This is a genomic window from Acinetobacter sp. F9 (genome assembly GCF_019195275.1).
GTDB classification, from domain to species: Bacteria; Pseudomonadota; Gammaproteobacteria; order Pseudomonadales; family Moraxellaceae; genus Acinetobacter; species Acinetobacter pseudolwoffii.
The window spans coordinates 949895-967638 of sequence record NZ_CP078068.1; the positions used below are offsets into that span (position 1 = coordinate 949895).

Below are 17744 nucleotides of genomic sequence, written 5' to 3' on the forward strand. Positions count from 1 at the left end.
TTTAATTTTTTGTTCACAGAATACACATATTTATAAGGTCAAATATTTTGTCTATAAACCGATACTTAAAGTATAGGAAAATTGTAGTCGCGGTTCAGTTTCGGCCACCACACGACCATTTCGATCTTCAAATTTCTCTCCGGCACCAATGCCGACACTAAAACTGCTGATTCGCTCTGAACTCAACAAAACATAGGCCAAATCAATTCCAGCACCTAAGCGAGCCTTGTATTCATTGTCGACGCGTTTGCTTTCAATATGACCCGCATAGCCTCCGACATAATACCCATTTTTATCCTTGCCGGTCAGATGCGCAGGATAACGAAAGCCTACTTGCCCCCCTATCGTTCGATCATCATCCAGAAAAACCCCACCTTTCACATAAGCAATCCCATAAGGATTAACCCATTCAGTATTTAAATGTACCAGCTTCCGGGTAAAACCAGCCCCAACATTAAAGGCTTTTGCCTGAGTCGCTTCTACTTTATCTGCAGTATTATTGATTTGATCATGTGCATAGGCCCCGTTCGCCCACAATGCAAACGCCAACAAAGGGTAAACCTTGTTCATTCCTTCACCATCTTCCTTAATTATAGTTTTTGGTATAGTCCTATTTTTATTCGATTTTACTGTATCAGAATTATCACAACTCTTATATACAGCACTTTACAATTTTCATGTCTGCAAAGTCAAAGCTTAAAGGAACTGATCGTAATGGCAGTTTTTCATTATCAAATCAAGTCCAGTTGCGTTAGAATATTCCACTTTGATTCTTTCCTCCTTTCCTCAGGTCTCAAGTCGATCGCGTATGAAGCAGCACTTTCCTTTAAAAAATGCACAACAAGAAAAGCGCATCTATCGTAGTCGAGTATGGATTTCTGTTGGAATCGTCATCTTTTTTATGCTGCTGCTGGTCAGCCGCTATGCTTATTTACAACTCTTTAATTTCGAGACCTTCAGTACCGCTTCTGACCAAAACCGGATTCGTCTGCAACCTCTGCCTCCAGCGCGCGGTTATATTTATGACCGTAACGGCGTATTGCTGGCCGATAACTACCCGGTTTTTACCGCAACTTTAAGCCGCGCCGATGTGCAGGATATTGACCAGACTTTGGAACGTCTGAAGCCTATTCTGGAGCTGACCGAAGAAGATATTGAACGCTTCCAAAGCCGGATCAAAACAGCACGTAGAACCGAACGGGTTTCGATCAAGCTCAACCTGAATGAAAATGATATTGCCCGTTTTAGCGAGGTCAAATATCAGTTTCCGGGCGTGAATATTGAAACCCAGATGACCCGCTATTATCCGCATGGCGACCTGTTTGCCCATGTGATTGGTTATGTGGGCCGGATTAATGACAAAGAACTCAAAGCCATTGACAAGGATCTTTATGCCGGGACTAACCTGATCGGGAAAATCGGGGTAGAAAAATCCTATGAAGAACTTCTGCATGGGGTGCCAGGAAATGAATCGGTAGAAGCGGATGCTTTTGGTAATGTGCTACGGCATTTGGGCCGTAAGGATCCGGTGCGCGGTAATGATCTGTTCTTGTCACTGGATTATGGTTTGCAGGTGGTGGCTTCAGAGCAACTGGCTGGACGCCGTGGTGCGATTGTGGCGATGAATCCGAAAACTGGGGAAATTCTGGCGCTGGTTTCCAGCCCAAGTTTCAATCCAAATCTGTTTGTGACCGGTATCAGTCATAAAGATTATAGTGATCTGCGTGATAATCTGGATCAACCTTTATATAACCGCGCCGTACAAGGGGTTTATCCTCCTGGTTCGACCATTAAACCGATGTTTGCATTGGGCGGCCTGCATTATGGTCTGGTGGACTGGGATACCACTATTTCTGATCCGGGTTATTTCAGTCTGCCGGGCGATAGTCACCGCTTCCGTGACCATAAAAAATCCGGGCATGGCGCAGTCAACATGCACAAAGCTCAGGTCGTTTCTTGTGATACTTATTTCTATGTCATGTCCTACCGCATGGGCATTGAGAAAATGAACACCTGGATGCGTCAGTTTGGCTTTGGTGAAAAAACCGGCGTGGACTTACCAAGTGAAAGCTCAGGACTGTACCCGAACCCGGAATGGAAGATGCGTACCCGTAACGCCAAATGGTTACGAGGTGAAACTATTTCGGTGAGTATCGGTCAGGGGGCTTTCACTTCAACGCCGTTACAACTGGCCATGGCAACGGCCATTACCGCCAACCATGGCAATAAAGTCATTCCGCATGTGTTACGTGAAAGTCGCGGTGCCAAAACGTTCAAGGTACATAATGGTACCCACGGCAAAATCGATTTTAATGGTCAGGAAGAAGACTGGATCAAGATGCGTGATGCCATGGTCGACGTGATTCAATCTGGTACAGGCCGAGGCATCAAAAGTGGCTTACAATATTCCATTGCAGGTAAAACTGGTACAGCTCAGGTGAAGAGTATTGCTCAAGGCAAGCGTTATAATGAATCCTTATTGACCGACCGTCAGCTGGATCATGGCCTGTTTGTCGGTTTTGCACCTGCTGAAAATCCTGAAATTGCGATTGCGGTCATTCTGGAAAATGGTCGTGGCGGTAGTGCAGCCACTGTGCTGGCTCGTCCGATTTTTGATTACTGGTTGCTGCATAAAGATAAGAAGCCGGTACGCCCGCAAGGTCATCAGCTCAGTGGTGGTCTGATGACAGCCGGAATCAAGCCTGCTGAATTGCCAAGTGGTGCAGGCATGTTGAGTCAAGATGCAGCAACTGTAGCTCCAGCCAATATTCAGCCACCAGATCCTGCCACCAATCCATCTGCAAATGCAGCTGCTCCAGCTGTAGCGCCTCCTGCTCCCACACCGGTAGAACGAGACTAAAATGAAAAACCAACTTCGAATTATTGGGGGTGACTGGAAACGTCGTCAACTACCTTTTGCCAGCATTGAGGGTTTACGCCCGACGCCTGATCGAGTACGCGAAACCCTGTTTAACTGGCTTATGTGGGACGTACAAAATGCACAGGTTTTGGACATTTGTGCAGGATCTGGTGCCTTGGCTTTTGAAGCCTTATCGCGTGGTGCGGCCTCAGTCGTCATGATTGAACCGGATCGTACTCAGGCACAATTCCTGACCCAGAATCTTGAACTATTACAAGTCACCAAAGCACGCGCCCAATTGAAAATAGCAACGGCGCAGCAAGCTTTAACCAGCCTGCAAACACAATTTGATCTGGTTTTTCTCGATCCACCGTATAGCCTGAACTTATGGGAAGAGCTGGCATTACAGGCGGATCATCTGGTGAAAAATAATGCTTATATTTATGTGGAAGCAGACCGTGATCTACAGTTGCTTAAATTACCAGCGTCATGGCGACTCATTAAAAATACCAAAGCCGGCACAGTGCGTGCAGGGCTTTATCAAAAAAGTGTTTCTTAAATAAAGTTACAATTAAGACCCATTAAAAAAGGATTCCGCGGTGGAATCCTTTTTTGTCAATAATAGTCAAACTGAAAGATGCGAGAATCATTTTAGTCACGATCACGGCGCCAATCACGGTTATCACCTCTGTCACGCTTCCAATCCCGATGATCTCTATGCTCCCGATTTTTCCAGTCACGATCCTTGTGGTCTCGATCATAATGTCCGTTGCGATCCCGGTGATCACGAGAACCATCATCCCATGGATCAACCACACAACCAGTTAATGACACTGCCAATACAGAAAGTAAAATCGCTTTTTTAATCATGTCCCTAATCTCTTTACTGCACCCTATCAGTATCAGGCGAGTTCATGGAGACTAAACGAACTCATTGTTGCTCTGTTGTAGTGATTTATGCATTTTTTATGCAGGAATAAAAAACTCATTCCTTATTTTCGTTTTAATATTTTACGCACATTTGAACTTTAATTTGCATAAATACAGCTAACTAAAAAGCTTGGCTTTTGCCCTGATCTTTAGAATACTGCTGCCTTTCCTTCTGACTTTACCTTTATGACCTGGCTGTTATTTATTCTTGGTGCAATGGTCGCTGGTTTCGTACAGGGGCTGACCGGTTTTGCCTTTGCCCTGATTGCCATGTCATTCTGGGTCTGGGTATTGGCTCCGCAACTGGCAGCGCCCTTGCTGGTATTTGCTTCCATCTGGAGTCATTTAATTTCACTGACGCAGGAACAGAAACCACCCATATTATCTAAACAGTGGCTACTGCCTTATTTAGTAGCGGGTCTGATTGGCGTACCGCTCGGCACTTACCTGCTGCACATCATCCAAGCTGATACATTTAAACTGGTTTTGGGCATTTTTCTGGTGCTCTGGTCTCCGCTGATGCTGCTCAATCCACACATCAAAACCATTCAGCGCTCGGGAAAGATAGCCGACAGTAGTATCGGATTGATGGGTGGAATATTAGGCGGACTTGGTGGTTTTTGTGGAGCCGTCCCTTCAGCATGGGTGATGTTGAAACAACTCCCGAAAGCCCAGCAACGCTATATCTTGAGGCATTTTAATTTTGCAGTTCAGGTCTTCGCACTCGGTACCTATCTATGGCAAGGTATGATCGATCAAAGTCATTTACCCTATATGGCAGTGTTAATAGTTTTTGTCAGTATTCCGGCCATTTTAGGGGCAAAACTCTTCTATAAAATTTCTGAACTGCTGTTTAAACGTATTATCCTAAGTTTGCTGTTCAGCGCCGGCTGTTTTCTTATAGCGTCCCAATTCATTTAAGCCCAATCTCATGCAGAGTTGGTTTACTTTGCCTCAGGCTTGAATCCGCTGACATAACTGCTATGTTAGGGCCAATATTTCGTAATATAGATCATCATTATGCAGATTCGTGATCAGATTGTTCTCGTTACCGGCGGAGCACGTGGCTTGGGTTTGGCGATTACTCAAGCCCTATTGGCAGAAGGTGCTCGCGTCGTCGTCAATTATCATAGCAGTCAGCAAACCGCCGAACAGCTTGCGCAGCAGTATCCCGAGCAGGTCTTTATTTATCAGGCCGATGTCACTCAGGCTGATCAGGTACGGACTTTATTTGCTGCTGCAAAAAAGCATTTCGGGGAAGCGATTCATACGGTCGTCAATAATGCGCTGATTCAGTTTGAATTTAATGGGGATGATCGTCCTAAGGTTGAAGATTTAACTTGGGAGACCATGTCGCGTCAATTCAGTGGTGCAGTACAGGCCGCCCTCAATACCACGCAAGCCGCACTGGACGATATGAAGCACACGGGTTTTGGCAGGATCATCAATATCGGCACAAACTTAGTGCAAAATCCGGTGGTTCCTTATCATGACTATACCGCAGCAAAAGCGGCTTTACTGGCCTTTACTCGCACTACGGCGCAGGATTTGGGACAATATGGTATTAATGTCAATATGCTCTCTGGCGGCCTGTTACAAACCACAGATGCCAGTAAAGCCACACCAGACTTTGTTTTTGATCTGATTGCTCAATCAACTCCTTTACGCCGCGTGATAACACCGGAGGAGTTTTCTGCTGCAATCCTGATGTTTTTATCGCCTTATTCACGTGCAGTAACCGGACAAAACCTGATTGTGGATGGTGGCCTGGTTAAAGGTTAACTGACCAGAGAATAGACCGGGATTTTTAGATTCTATTGTTCTATTTTTTGACCATCTGGTAGATTAAAAAGGTTTTGTGACCGGGTTTTACTTCTACAATACGGTGTTCCCATAAAACCTTTTGTCTATTTTCTATGAAATTTATCACGACATTGCTCAGTACCTTATTGCTGGCAAGTTGTATGTCTAGCGATCTGAAAAAATCGGAACAGCTGCTGCAAAATTTCCAGTGCTCCCAGATCGAGATGTCACAGATGTCGCATACCAGCATGACCGATTATTATCAGCATTCGCTCTATAGCACAAAATCCAAGGCCGAAGCGTATATCGAGCATTATCACCAAGGTGAAAAGTTATTTGATATTCCCTTATCGGAAGTTGTGCAACAGCAATATGAGCTGTATAAAAGTGCCTGTCAAAGCCTCGGTGGAATTTTACCCGCTTCTGAAAACTAAGTAGTATTTGTCTGATATTCTTAATTCTTAGGCAATAAAAAAGCAGGGAAAATACCCTGCTTTTTTTACAATGCAATTTTAATTCTGATAATAACGCTGATCGACACTGAAACATTTAGGGAATTTTGGCTGAATATCTGCATAAAATGCCATGATTTCCGCCATATCTTTTTCATAATCCCCTGTCGGATAAACAATTTTACCTACGCCAGTTTTTTTCTTGGCATAGTCCATATAAGCCAAAGCAATCGGCACACCCGCATTGATCGCAACATGATAAAAACCGGTTTTCCACTGTTCCTGTTTGGCACGTGTTGCTTCTGGTGTGACCAGCATGACCAGTTTGGGATGGGTCTTAAATAAATCCGTCATCACCTGCACCATGCTCGGACGAGGCTCACCCGGCTGTTTAGGACGGCGGTCAATCCCGATTCCGCCCATCGCCCGTACAAAAGGCCCCAATGGAAATTTCATATAACTGTCTTTAATGGTTAAGCGAACATTCACACCTAACGCTTTCAAAGCCAGACGCGCATAGAGTGCATCCCAGTTACTGGTATGAGGAGCAGCAATCATGACACATTGCTCTAAATCTAGTGGCCAGTGATTATCAATTTCCCAACCCATCAGGTTCAGGCTTTGTTCTGCTAACTTCTCAAACACGTCACGCACCAATTCTATTCAAAATTGCGCGAATTTTAGCAACCTCGGCAAATATAGATAGTGCTCCATGAGCAAAAAATAAACAGTTAATCTATATTTGTATAATTAGAATTTTTAAATGAATAGTTGATTATTTTTGACACCTTCAACTTATCTCATACATCAATTTACGGATAGTTCAGATTGCTCCCCAATATAAATAGGAATTCCTTTCTGATTTAAAGGATTCATGCATTAAAAAGCTCTTAACCTCCTAATTTTGGGATATGGCAAATATGAGGGTCTTTTTATACTGAATCCACATTATAAATTTCAGGAAGATTCTAATGAAAAAAACTTTACTTTGTATTGCTTTAGCGGGGTTACTTAGTGCCTGCGGCGGTTCGGATGATAACTCAAGTACACCTCCTGCAAGTAATATTGGAACCCAGACAGGGGTGCTGACGGATGCTGTGATTTCTGGAGTACGCTATGTCACAAGTAGTGGTGCTACAGGTTTTACCAATGACAATGGTGAATTCAACTTCAATGAAGGAGAAACCGTTAAATTTTATATTGGTGATGTTCAACTCGGTGATGAAATTGAAGCCAAAGAACGTGTTACCCCTTTGGATTTAGCTGAGACTGAAAATGCGCGTATCAACCTTATGGTTTTTTTACAATCCTTAGATGGAGAAGGTGATCATAGCGATGGCATTCAGATTAGTGATGACACTAAAACAGCCTTCACTGCTGTAAAGCTTAATTTTAACCAAAGTACCACCGACTTCGTAAATGAAGCTATTGTCAAAACAGTAATTCCTGAAGAAAAGTTAGTGAATGAAGAGGATGCTAAAGCACACTTTCAAGCGACCTTCTACAAAGATATTGCCGGTACGTGGGAGATTAACCGTACCGATAACACTGCTGTGTTGATTCACATTCTGGAAGATGGACGCTATGCACTAGGTGAAGCAGAAGCCAAAGATGAGAGTGGTCAAGCAGGCATTGAAATGGGCCGCTTAAAATGGAATGCAACAACAACCGTGATTGAACCGGAAATCCTGCATGACACCAATGGTGAATGGGGACTTTCACATCCTGCCGAGAATAAACCTTATTCTTTAAACTTTAATGGAACTCAATTAATTCTTACTGAACCAGGCGTTAATACTGAATACCGTTTAAATCGAGTTAAGCAGTCTAATAGTCTCGTCGGCACGTGGCGACTCAATGAAACGCACCTATTTGCTTTCTTTGATAATAACTATTATTTCTTCCTAGACACTGAAGGCGGAGATGATTGTGGTTGGCCAGGGATTGAATATGGCAAATATACATTGTCAGCAAATACTCTCACCACAACCGAGGTATTATTCGATACCAACGAGTGTGGTGGATTACAAGATAGTTCAAATGGCAGCAAGACAATTGCAAGCATCAATATATCTAACAACAATCTTATCTTACATCCGCAAGGTGAAGATCCTGTAACTTTACAACGTGTTAAATAACCCACATAAACCGGCTTGAATATGAAATTCAGGCCGGTTTAATCAATATGTTCAAATTGAATGGTACAGCCCATCAATAAATGCATCAGTTCGATTTGCGAACAACATTGGGTTTTTTCATAAATATTTTTAAAATACGTCCGTACCGAACTCAGCGTAATGCCACACTGTTCTGCAATATCTTCTATTTTATAACCATTAATTAACAACTCGCATAAATCAAACTCTCGTTTGGAAAGCTGGTAACACTGTTGTAGGTAAGCTCTTGACAGGGAATAATGCTGGTTTTTATCTGTCATAAATAAGGCAATCTGATGCTGAGCAGACTGTAAATGTTGCATATTTCTTAATTTTTTAAATGGCACCACCGTCAGCATGAATTGTGAGCCTGCCCCATCACTCAACGCCAAGACTCCACCCACTTCAGTCTGAATGGTCGTATCTTCCAGCAAAGCACTTTCTAATAGCTGATCAAAACGTATCTGCTGAGCATAATTGGTTTTTAGACGGTTATGTATATCCAGATCCAGACATGAACTTTGATCAAGCATCTTTTGCGCAACAGGATTGGAATAACTTAAACACAGGTTTTGATCGAGCAGTACAATCCCGGTTTTTAAACTATCCAATACGGTATACAAGCTTAAATTATCTTGTTGAATCAAGTTGATTTGCCGATGAATTTGCAAAGCCCGGCGTAAATGAATACTGATGCGTCGGAGAAAATCCAGCTCTGCCTGTTCAAAAGGCTGCACCTCAGGCGCACGATGGATACCGAGTACAGCCCAGCGATAATGACCTCGATCGAGCAACACGCCTGCCAGATAGCAGACACCTGTTGGCTTTAAACATTTTTCATAAAATACATAATGATCCGTACCGGGCCGCTCTGCATAATGCTGACAATTCTGATTTAGCGCATCCCCCATCTCAATATCATTCCATAAGGGCATATGAAGTTTCATATCAATCACTCTGATACGTTCATCCTGATAGGCAGCCAAACTTTCATTCGGGATATTATACGTGTGAACAAAATCATAGCCTGGATTAAGCTGATCCAGACCGGTAAAAATGGCGCTCTTACTTTGGGTATAGCTTACGATATCTTGAATCACCTCAAGCCACAGAGCCGGTAATAATGCAGCATCATAAATTTTTGCAATAAGATTATTTTCTTGTTCTAATTTCATTACTGCCTCATTTTTTATCATTCTTTCTGCATCATAGCGCCAAGCACAGTCCGCTGAAACGACATAAAATGACTTTAATATTTTACAAAAACTCTTTAAGCCTACTGATTGATGAATAAATTTGGTCTGATTCACCTAATGAATCAAACTTTAACAAGACTGCCCTATTTATCCATACAGACTACTTTTAATGTAATGTCTAATAAAGAAATCTACAGGGTCAGAACAATGAAGAAAGTGATACTCTCTGCTGCAATGGCAGTTGCTCTTGCAGCAACGTTGACAGCATGTTCGAAACAGAATGACAATGAGCCAATGAATAATAATGCACAATCCAGTCCGGCAATGATGGAGCAAAATAATGCAAACAGCAGCCTGACTGGTGCTGACAACGCAGAAACCTCACTAGATTGGGCGGGTGAATATGAAGGTGTGTTTCCTTGTGCGGACTGTGAAGGCATCAAAGTCGAGTTACAGCTTCATTCAGATAAAACCTATGAGCTGAACGAAGAATATTTGGGGAAAGCCAATAACAATGAATCTGAGCTCAAGGGCAGTTTTAGTTTTGACCCGCAAGATCCGTCAATTATCACATTAGATAACAAAGCTGAAAACCGTAAATTCTTTGTTGGCGAAAATTTTATTGAAGCGCGTGATGTAGAGTCAGGTAAGAAAATCGAGAGTAATTTAAATTACAAATTAGTTAAAAAGTCTTCATCATAATTTTGTAAAGACATAAAAAATCCCCGCATATTGCGGGGATTTTTTTTATAGGTCAGTATAAGGAGTAATTATTTACCGCCAAATACGTATGATACACCTACACGGCCACCAACTTCGTTACCGCCAGCGAAACCAAGAGCAGCACTTACAGAAGTACGGCCATCAGCAAACACGCTTGCAACACCTAGGGCACCAGCAGACTCACCTTCATAGTGACCTACACCGCCAAATACAGCGAATTGACCAGCACCGATGTTAGGAATTTGTTGTTGAGCCGCTAATGCAATAGCGATACCACGGTAAGCAGTTTTTTCTACGTCATCAACACGTGAATTCAACTGGTTCATACGTGAATTTACGTTAGCTACTTGTGTATTTGTATAAGCATTTGCAGATGCTAAAGTCGCAGCATCACCGTCAACAATTGCTGTATTTACACGAGCAGATTCAGCAGCAGCTTCAGTACGTAAAGTTTGTGCAGTTGAAGCAGTAGTTGCATTTGCAGCAGCTAAGGTAACCGCATCACCATCAACGATTGCTGTATTTACACGAGCAGATTCAGCAGCAGCTTCACCACGTAAAGTTGCAGCAGTTGAAGCAGTAGTTGCATTTGCAGCAGCTAAGGTAGCCGTATCACCATCAACAATTGCTGTATTTACACGAGCAGATTCAGCAGCAGCTTCGTCACGTAAAGTTGCAGCAGTTGTATCTGTGTAATCGTTAGCATCTGTTACACCAGCAACGATTGCAGTATCTAAACGAGCAGATTCAGTAGCAGCTTCGTCACGTAAAGTTTGTGCAGTTGAATCTGTATATGCAGTTGCAGCAGCATTTGCATTTGCAATATCGCTATCTAAACGAGCTACTTCTGTATCAACTTTTGAATCCAGTGCTGTTACAGATGATTCAACTGTATCTACACGACCGTCTAAACGATTAACTTCTGTGTCAACTTTTGAGTCAAGTGCTGTTACAGATGCTTCTACTGTATCTACACGACCATCTAGACGTGCAACTTCTGTGTCAACTTTTGAATCAAGTGCTGTTACAGATGCTTCTACTGTATCTACACGACTATCTAGACGTGCAACTTCTGTGTCAACTTTTGAATCAAGTGCTGTTACAGATGATTCAACTGCATCAACACGATCATCTAAACGAGCAGATTCTGTAGCAGCTTGATCACGTAAAGTCGCAGCAGTTGTATCTGTGTAATCTTTAGCGTCAGCAACACCATCAACGATTGCTTGATCTAAACGAGCAGATTCATCAGCAAGAGTAGTTGCTAAATCTTCACCAGCAAGTGTAATGGCATCTGTTGAAATACCTGTTGCTGTTACTTTAGTCTCAGTAGTCTGCGGTTGATTATTAGCATCTAGAGTTGTTGAGCGAATCGTTAAGGCATTGAGATCTCCAGCATTTTCACGACCTACAATGATTTTATCTTGAGATAGAAGTTTACCTTCATCTACATTTTGATAACCTGTATCATCTTCAGTAGTGACATTATTAACACCGACAAATTCACCATTTTCATCATAAACTGCTTGAGCAGTTTTATTAACCTTACGTTCTTGATCAACACGTATAGTTTGTGAGTTAAATTCTAGTTTTTCAGAAGTGTAAACTTGTGTAGTTTCAGATTGTTCAACCCCACGTGTATAACTATCTGTATAAGCAATTGGTAATGTACTATCTGGTTCACCTAAAGTATCAACTTGGAAAGTGGAACCTTGTTGTGTTGGTGTAACTTGTAATTCTTCACTGTTAACAGCATTAACATTAAAGTTGCCATTAACAATATTAAAATTAACATCACTTTCAGTTGTATTAACATTTACTGGACCATTTACTTCTAGTGAACCTGTTGTTATACCCGCCGCAATTTCATCACGGATAGCGGTGTCACCATCTTCACGAGCTGAAATTTCATCATTAAGTGCAGCTGTAATAGCGTTGTCACCCTGTGTACGAGCCAAAATTTCATTATTAAGTGCAGCTGTACTAGCTTTAGCAACAATTGCATCAATTACATTTGTACCACTAACCGTCAAACTACCAGTAACATTAGTATTACCATTAACATTAGTATTACCATTCAATGTAATTCCACTGCTGCCAAAATTTGTGGTAACTGCTGCACCAGGACCACCACCACCAGATGTAGCATTACCATTAATCTGTACTGCGGCCATTACAGGTACTGAAACACTTAGCGCAGCTGCTAAAGCCGAAAGTTTAAATGCTGTTTGAAGCTTCATACGAGTTTCCTTCAATTTTTATAAAAAGACTGGTTTACCCTAGGATTGATGTAAACCAGCAAAACTGAGTTGAATGTCTGGTTGTTCTGGAGATTGCCATCCACCCCCTACCGCTGCTAGAGCGGTCCTGAGGCAATAATATACAAAACGAAACAAATATATCAATCAATATTTGATTTATTTTTAAATTTAAAATTGATTTTAGTTCAAAAAAGTTAGAAAAAAAAGCTTAAACTTATGTTTTAAATAGAGATTTAAAAATAAAAAAGTGATAAAGTAACCTTGATTAATTAACAGATTGATTACCTGATATTTGTATTAAGCTAAACTCAACATAAAATATAGAAACAAATAATAATTACAAATAATTACAACAAGATAGGCTAAAAAACTTTGTTACAATTGAAATATGAGTCGAGTTTTCTTAAAATTATGCTCTTAAAATCATTGTAGTATTTTAAATACATTTTTAAGATAAAACTTATAAAGTGTATGATGAGATAGAAAGAGAGAACTTAATTTATGAGCAATCAACAAGAAAAAAAATTATTTGCTGAACGATTGAAACAAGCTTTACTGGATGCTGCACACCCTATTAGCCCTACTTTTTTATCTAGGGAATTCAATCACCGTTATGACGGCAGCCCAATTTCAGTACAATCTGCAAATAACTGGTTATTAGGTAAGGCCATCCCTAGCCAAGATAAACTTTCTATTTTAGCAATCTGGCTAAATGTATCTAATCAATGGCTAAGATTTGGAGACCAGGATATTAGTCCGAGTGCTCAGATTTCAGAACATGATATTGGAGATCTAGACTATTATCTGAAGTTTCGCGCTTTAAAAAATCATCATAAAGATATCATTAAAAAGTTGATTGATGAGTTAAATCAATTGTAATTTTTATACGTGAAATAAGCTAAAATTTTTTTATGCTCATGCTCATACCTCCGTAAACGATCTTCATATTCCTTTAATTTTCGGTATAAAGACTTTAATTCACATTTACTAATCAATACCAGTTCAGAATGATCCTCTGAACTTTTCCCCTCATTATTTATAACTGTACTGTTCATATAGCCGCACATCAATTATATTTTGATTAAATCATAAATCAAAAATTTATATATTCCAAGATCAAATGTTACAAAAATAAACATTAATCAATTTTTTAATAAAAAATGATACCCTGTTTGCATTTTTTAATCTAGATCAAACTTATGTCTCAAATTTTACTCTATTTTTTATTGAAATCGTACTTTTTTATCAAGAAATAAAAAAAATCCCTACCTGAGGTAGGGATTTTTCAAGATCAAATGATCAACATGAATTACATCATGCCGCCCATTCCACCCATGCCGCCCATATCAGGCATTGCAGGTTTGTCTTCCGGGATATCAGTGATCATGCATTCAGTTGTCAGCATTAAAGCAGCAACAGAAGCAGCATGCTCAAGTGCTGAACGCGTTACTTTTGCTGGGTCAAGAATACCCATTTCGAGCATATCGCCATAAACACCTGTTGCCGCGTTATAACCGAAGTTGCCTTCGCCATTTTTCACAGCATTGATCACCACTGAAGGCTCATCACCCGCATTCGATACGATTTGACGAAGCGGCGCTTCAATCGCACGACGTAGAATGTTGATACCTACGTTTTGGTCATCATTCGCGCCAGTTACGTTATCCAATACTTTCGCTGCACGTACCAGTGCAACACCACCACCTGCAACCACACCTTCTTCAACCGCAGCACGCGTTGCATGAAGGGCATCGTCTACACGGTCTTTCTTCTCTTTCATTTCAACTTCAGTCGCAGCACCGATTTTGATCACTGCAACACCGCCTGCCAATTTAGCAACACGTTCTTGAAGTTTTTCTTTGTCATATTCAGACGTAGATTCTTCAATTTGCGCACGGATTTGCTGAACACGTTCAGAAATTTGACCTGCATTACCCGCACCATCCACAATCACTGTGTTTTCTTTAGATACAGTCACTTTATGTGCAGTACCTAAATGTTCAAGTGCAGTTTGATCTAGCTGCATGCCAATTTCTTCAGAAATCACCGTACCGCCAGTCAAGATCGCGATGTCTTGCAGCATCGCTTTACGACGATCACCAAAACCAGGCGCTTTTACTGCACATACTTTGATGATGCCGCGCATGTTGTTGACAACCAAAGTTGCCAACGCTTCGCCTTCAACATCTTCAGCGATGATCAAAAGCGGTTTACCAGTTTTTGCAACAGCTTCAAGCACTGTGATCAACTCACGAATGTTGCTGATTTTTTTGTCAACCAGAAGAATGAACGGATTTTCAAGCTCCGCAGTTAGCGTGTCTTGCTTGTTTGCGAAGTATGGCGAGATGTAACCGCGGTCAAACTGCATACCCTCTACCACATCTAGAGAATCTTCAAAGCCTGAACCTTCTTCTACAGTAATGACACCTTCTTTGCCCACTTTTTCCATTGCTTGCGCAATCAGTTTACCTACAGTGGTGTCAGAGTTTGCAGAGATCGAACCGACTTGTTCAATCGCTTTAGAATCAGACGCAGGTTGAGCAGTTGCTTTAATTTCAGCAACCAAAGATTTAACAGCGATATCGATACCGCGTTTCAAGTCCATTGGGTTCATACCCGCTGTAACGGACTTGATGCCTTCGTTCAAAATTGCTTGAGCCAATACAGTTGCAGTGGTTGTACCGTCACCTGCGATGTCATTGGTTTTTGAAGAAACTTCTCGAACCAGCTGAGCACCCATATTTTCGAATTTATCTTTTAGGGTGATTTCTTTGGCAACCGTTACACCATCTTTGGTGATGTGTGGCGCACCGAAAGAACGGTCGATCACAACGTTACGGCCTTTAGGACCTAGTGTTACTTTCACTGCATCTGCAAGGATATTCACACCAGCAATCATTTTGCTGCGCGCTGAATCACCAAATTTTACGTCTTTAGCTGACATTTTTGACTCCAAATACTTTTAATATCTTTTAAATTCTGATGAACATAAGACGACTTTAAACGGAAATTAAGCAAATACCGCTAAAATGTCAGATTCTTTCATAATAAGAAGTTCTTCGCCGTCAACTTTCACAGTTGTACCCGCATACGTACCGAACAATACTTTATCGCCAACTTTTACATCTAGCGCACGTACACCATTGTCAGTGATTTGACCATTACCTACAGCAATGATTTCACCTTGAGCTGGTTTTTCTGCAGCAGAACCAGGAAGTAAAATACCGCCAGCTGTTTTAGTTTCTTCTTCAACACGACGAATAACAACGCGGTCATGTAATGGACGAATGTTGCTCATATTTAACTCCATCAGACTAAGTCTTTTTTAGGTCACTGATGACGACTTAATTATTCCATGGGTCATCATCAAAAATTTTTGATGTCACTTTTATGGAGATGGAATAAAACGCTTCAAGGGCAAAAATGAAAAAAAATTGCTTTTTTTTAACGAATACTGATTTTTCGTCTATTTATTCAACATATCAGGCTTTAACAGAAAGGACTGGGTCACATCATCGAATAAATACTGGGAAATTTTTCCTGATGCATCAATCAGATTAAAACTATTTGGCTCTTTTTTATGTAGCCGATGCGAGGCTGAAGTACCTGCATGTACATCATAAACAGGATGATCTGCCCCCAACTCAAAGATCAGGTTCAAATCATAAACCGCAGGTTGATGCAGATGTCCATGCAAGACTGCAAACAGGCCATGTGCTGCCCAAGCCTCTAAAGCAATTTTGGCCATCAATGGACTATCCTTAAAACCGCGCTTATTTTGAAAAGGCACATAGAACGGTTGATGGCTGACAATAATTTTTAATTTGGAAGAAGGCGCTTGGCCTAATTTCCGATCAATACGCTGAATCTGCTCAAGCGATAAATGCCCTTTGGTGTGATAGCGGCGCCGGATTGAGTTCACCCCCACCAGATAAAAGTTGTCTGTTTCAAGTGTGGGTTCAAGTTCACCAAAAAAAAGCTGATAACGGGTAAATGGATTGAACAGCCGATTCCATAAATGATAGAGCGGAATATCATGATTACCCGGAATTACCAGATAAGGTGTCTCAAGCTGATCTAAAAACCGTTTACAGGCCAAAAACTGGCTTAAACGTGCGCGTTGGGTCAGATCACCACTGACGACGACCGCTTCCAGAGGATGAGTCTGACAGAACTGTCGAATTGCCTCTAAACACTCGGGTTTTTCTGTCCCAAAATGCAGATCAGACAGATGCAGGATCATGCGGCACCCTTACACTCAGGCTGTTTTTTAAAACAGAAATATTGAGGGGCGGCGCCATTTCTACGATTTCGCCATCAATCGCCACCATCAATTTCTTGGATCTAGATTCGATACGGACTTGATCGGCAGCAAAACTGTAAACATCCGAAGCCTGATCAATCTTGCCACGAACCAACTGATACACAAGCTTAAATAAAGTTAGCTTATCACTTTTAGAAACCACCACTCCTGCGACTTTACCCTGCTCTGCTGCTTTGGCAATCTGCATTTTCATATCTGCCAGTTGCAAGGGATTGTTGCCAAAAAAGATCAGCGGTGTTTTTACCGGATATTTCTTGTGATCTACCCAGATTTCCAGTTTCAGTTCCTTACGGTCGCGAATCAGCACATCCAGTGCGGAAGTATAGGCATGTAACGGCAATCGACCAAACCGCCGGTTATAATCTTCACGTTTTTTGATAAATAAGGGATACAGACCCAAACTGGCATTATTCAGATAAATATCCTGATTAATTTGGGCTACATTGATACGTTTAGATTGTCCCGTGGCAATCACTTTAGCGGCTTCAATTAAATCCAAGGGAATATCTAATAATCTGGCTACATAATTAAAAGTACCCAAGGGTAAAATTCCAACAGAAATTTGCGTATTCAATAAATGTTTGGCGACTGTATTTAAAGTACCATCCCCACCTGCTGCCACCACGATACCTGCTTCATCCGACGCTAAATGTCGTGTCAACACCTCCGCCATAACGTGATCAAATTGCTGTGAATCATTGATTTCATAAGCTTTAGTCTGATAACCTTGCGCTGAAAATATTTCAGTCAGTTGTTCATAGATCCCTTCTGGCCCTTGTATGCGAAAACCAGCATTATGATTATAAATAAGCGATAAGGGTTTAGATTGATTAGACATTTTTCGCACAACTTTATGAAGCCTATTGGCATTTTGTCCAATTCATAGACAATTAACAGTAGCTTTATGTAAAATTCAAATGGCAACCATTTATTTAATCAATAACGAATATGAGACGTGCTATAAAATTAATAAACTGATTTTATTAATAATTTTTAAAATAAATACTATTCATAATTAAAATAAATAACCAAGACAATT

Annotated in this window: 17 protein-coding genes; 8 read left to right on the forward strand and 9 right to left on the reverse strand. The window is 41.2% G+C overall.

Annotated elements, in window-relative coordinates; all coding sequences use genetic code 11:
- Nucleotides 1–51: 51 nt before the first annotated feature.
- On the reverse strand, nt 52–570 hold the full coding sequence (locus KT990_RS04645) for a hypothetical protein (RefSeq protein ID WP_005096326.1): 519 nt from the start codon (nt 568–570) through the stop codon (nt 52–54).
- A 238-nt stretch (nt 571–808) separates the two neighbouring features.
- Here KT990_RS04645 and mrdA point away from each other — a divergent pair, with 238 nt between their 5' ends.
- Together mrdA and rsmD are read left to right on the forward strand one after the other, a co-directional pair.
- A complete protein-coding gene (mrdA, locus tag KT990_RS04650) occupies nt 809–2860 on the forward strand; it encodes a penicillin-binding protein 2 (protein WP_005171906.1) in 2052 nt (683 codons plus the stop codon).
- Nucleotide 2861: 1 nt separating this feature from the next.
- The gene (gene rsmD, locus KT990_RS04655) at nt 2862–3419 is read left to right on the forward strand and encodes a 16S rRNA (guanine(966)-N(2))-methyltransferase RsmD (RefSeq protein ID WP_005096323.1); all 558 of its coding nucleotides are present in this window, start codon (nt 2862–2864) and stop codon (nt 3417–3419) included.
- 92 nt (nt 3420–3511) lie between these two features.
- Here rsmD and KT990_RS04660 read toward each other — a convergent pair whose 3' ends face one another.
- On the reverse strand, nt 3512–3730 hold the full coding sequence (locus KT990_RS04660) for a hypothetical protein (RefSeq protein WP_005171910.1): 219 nt from the start codon (nt 3728–3730) through the stop codon (nt 3512–3514).
- A 246-nt stretch (nt 3731–3976) separates the two neighbouring features.
- On the opposite strand from KT990_RS04660, the gene KT990_RS04665 reads away from it, so the two are divergent.
- The 3 genes from KT990_RS04665 to KT990_RS04675 all read left to right on the forward strand — a co-directional run bounded on the left by KT990_RS04665 (nt 3977) and on the right by KT990_RS04675 (nt 6027).
- Nucleotides 3977–4711, forward strand: a complete 735-nt coding sequence (locus KT990_RS04665; RefSeq protein ID WP_100328797.1) for a sulfite exporter TauE/SafE family protein — start codon at nt 3977–3979, stop codon at nt 4709–4711.
- Between the two features lie 105 nt (nt 4712–4816).
- The gene (locus tag KT990_RS04670) at nt 4817–5572 is read left to right on the forward strand and encodes a 3-oxoacyl-ACP reductase (protein WP_416378414.1); all 756 of its coding nucleotides are present in this window, start codon (nt 4817–4819) and stop codon (nt 5570–5572) included.
- A gap of 134 nt (nt 5573–5706) precedes the next feature.
- Complete coding sequence (locus KT990_RS04675; RefSeq protein ID WP_159516441.1) at nt 5707–6027, forward strand: hypothetical protein; 321 nt, start codon at nt 5707–5709, stop codon at nt 6025–6027.
- Nucleotides 6028–6105: 78 nt separating this feature from the next.
- Here KT990_RS04675 and KT990_RS04680 read toward each other — a convergent pair whose 3' ends face one another.
- Nucleotides 6106–6654, reverse strand: a complete 549-nt coding sequence (locus KT990_RS04680; RefSeq protein ID WP_171063359.1) for a 1-acyl-sn-glycerol-3-phosphate acyltransferase — start codon at nt 6652–6654, stop codon at nt 6106–6108.
- 362 nt (nt 6655–7016) lie between these two features.
- Between KT990_RS04680 and KT990_RS04685 the strand changes: the two genes are divergently transcribed.
- Entirely contained in the window at nt 7017–8183 is a 1167-nt protein-coding gene (locus KT990_RS04685) for a hypothetical protein (protein ID WP_218209237.1), read from the forward strand.
- Nucleotides 8184–8221: 38 nt separating this feature from the next.
- Here KT990_RS04685 and KT990_RS04690 read toward each other — a convergent pair whose 3' ends face one another.
- Nucleotides 8222–9376 carry a LuxR C-terminal-related transcriptional regulator gene (locus KT990_RS04690; RefSeq protein ID WP_218209238.1) on the reverse strand — a complete coding sequence of 385 codons (1155 nt, stop codon included), beginning with the start codon at nt 9374–9376 and terminating at the stop codon, nt 8222–8224.
- 228 nt (nt 9377–9604) lie between these two features.
- Between KT990_RS04690 and KT990_RS04695 the strand changes: the two genes are divergently transcribed.
- On the forward strand, nt 9605–10099 hold the full coding sequence (locus KT990_RS04695; protein ID WP_218209239.1) for a copper resistance protein NlpE: 495 nt from the start codon (nt 9605–9607) through the stop codon (nt 10097–10099).
- Nucleotides 10100–10167: 68 nt separating this feature from the next.
- Here the strand turns inward: KT990_RS04695 and KT990_RS04700 are convergent, their stop codons facing one another.
- The gene (locus KT990_RS04700; protein ID WP_218209240.1) at nt 10168–12360 is read right to left on the reverse strand and encodes a YadA-like family protein; all 2193 of its coding nucleotides are present in this window, start codon (nt 12358–12360) and stop codon (nt 10168–10170) included.
- 522 nt (nt 12361–12882) lie between these two features.
- Between KT990_RS04700 and KT990_RS04705 the strand changes: the two genes are divergently transcribed.
- Nucleotides 12883–13260, forward strand: a complete 378-nt coding sequence (locus KT990_RS04705; protein WP_180077226.1) for a hypothetical protein — start codon at nt 12883–12885, stop codon at nt 13258–13260.
- A gap of 430 nt (nt 13261–13690) precedes the next feature.
- Here the strand turns inward: KT990_RS04705 and groL are convergent, their stop codons facing one another.
- From groL to KT990_RS04725, 4 genes are all read right to left on the reverse strand, one after another.
- The gene (gene groL, locus KT990_RS04710) at nt 13691–15325 is read right to left on the reverse strand and encodes a chaperonin GroEL (protein WP_005096312.1); all 1635 of its coding nucleotides are present in this window, start codon (nt 15323–15325) and stop codon (nt 13691–13693) included.
- A gap of 66 nt (nt 15326–15391) precedes the next feature.
- Entirely contained in the window at nt 15392–15679 is a 288-nt protein-coding gene (locus KT990_RS04715; protein ID WP_005096311.1) for a co-chaperone GroES, read from the reverse strand.
- Between the two features lie 168 nt (nt 15680–15847).
- A complete protein-coding gene (locus KT990_RS04720; protein WP_005096310.1) occupies nt 15848–16624 on the reverse strand; it encodes a metallophosphoesterase family protein in 777 nt (258 codons plus the stop codon).
- Complete coding sequence (locus KT990_RS04725; protein ID WP_159138047.1) at nt 16605–17543, reverse strand: diacylglycerol/lipid kinase family protein; 939 nt, start codon at nt 17541–17543, stop codon at nt 16605–16607. The genes KT990_RS04720 and KT990_RS04725 overlap by 20 nt, the downstream gene beginning before the upstream one ends.
- Nucleotides 17544–17744 lie beyond the last annotated feature (201 nt).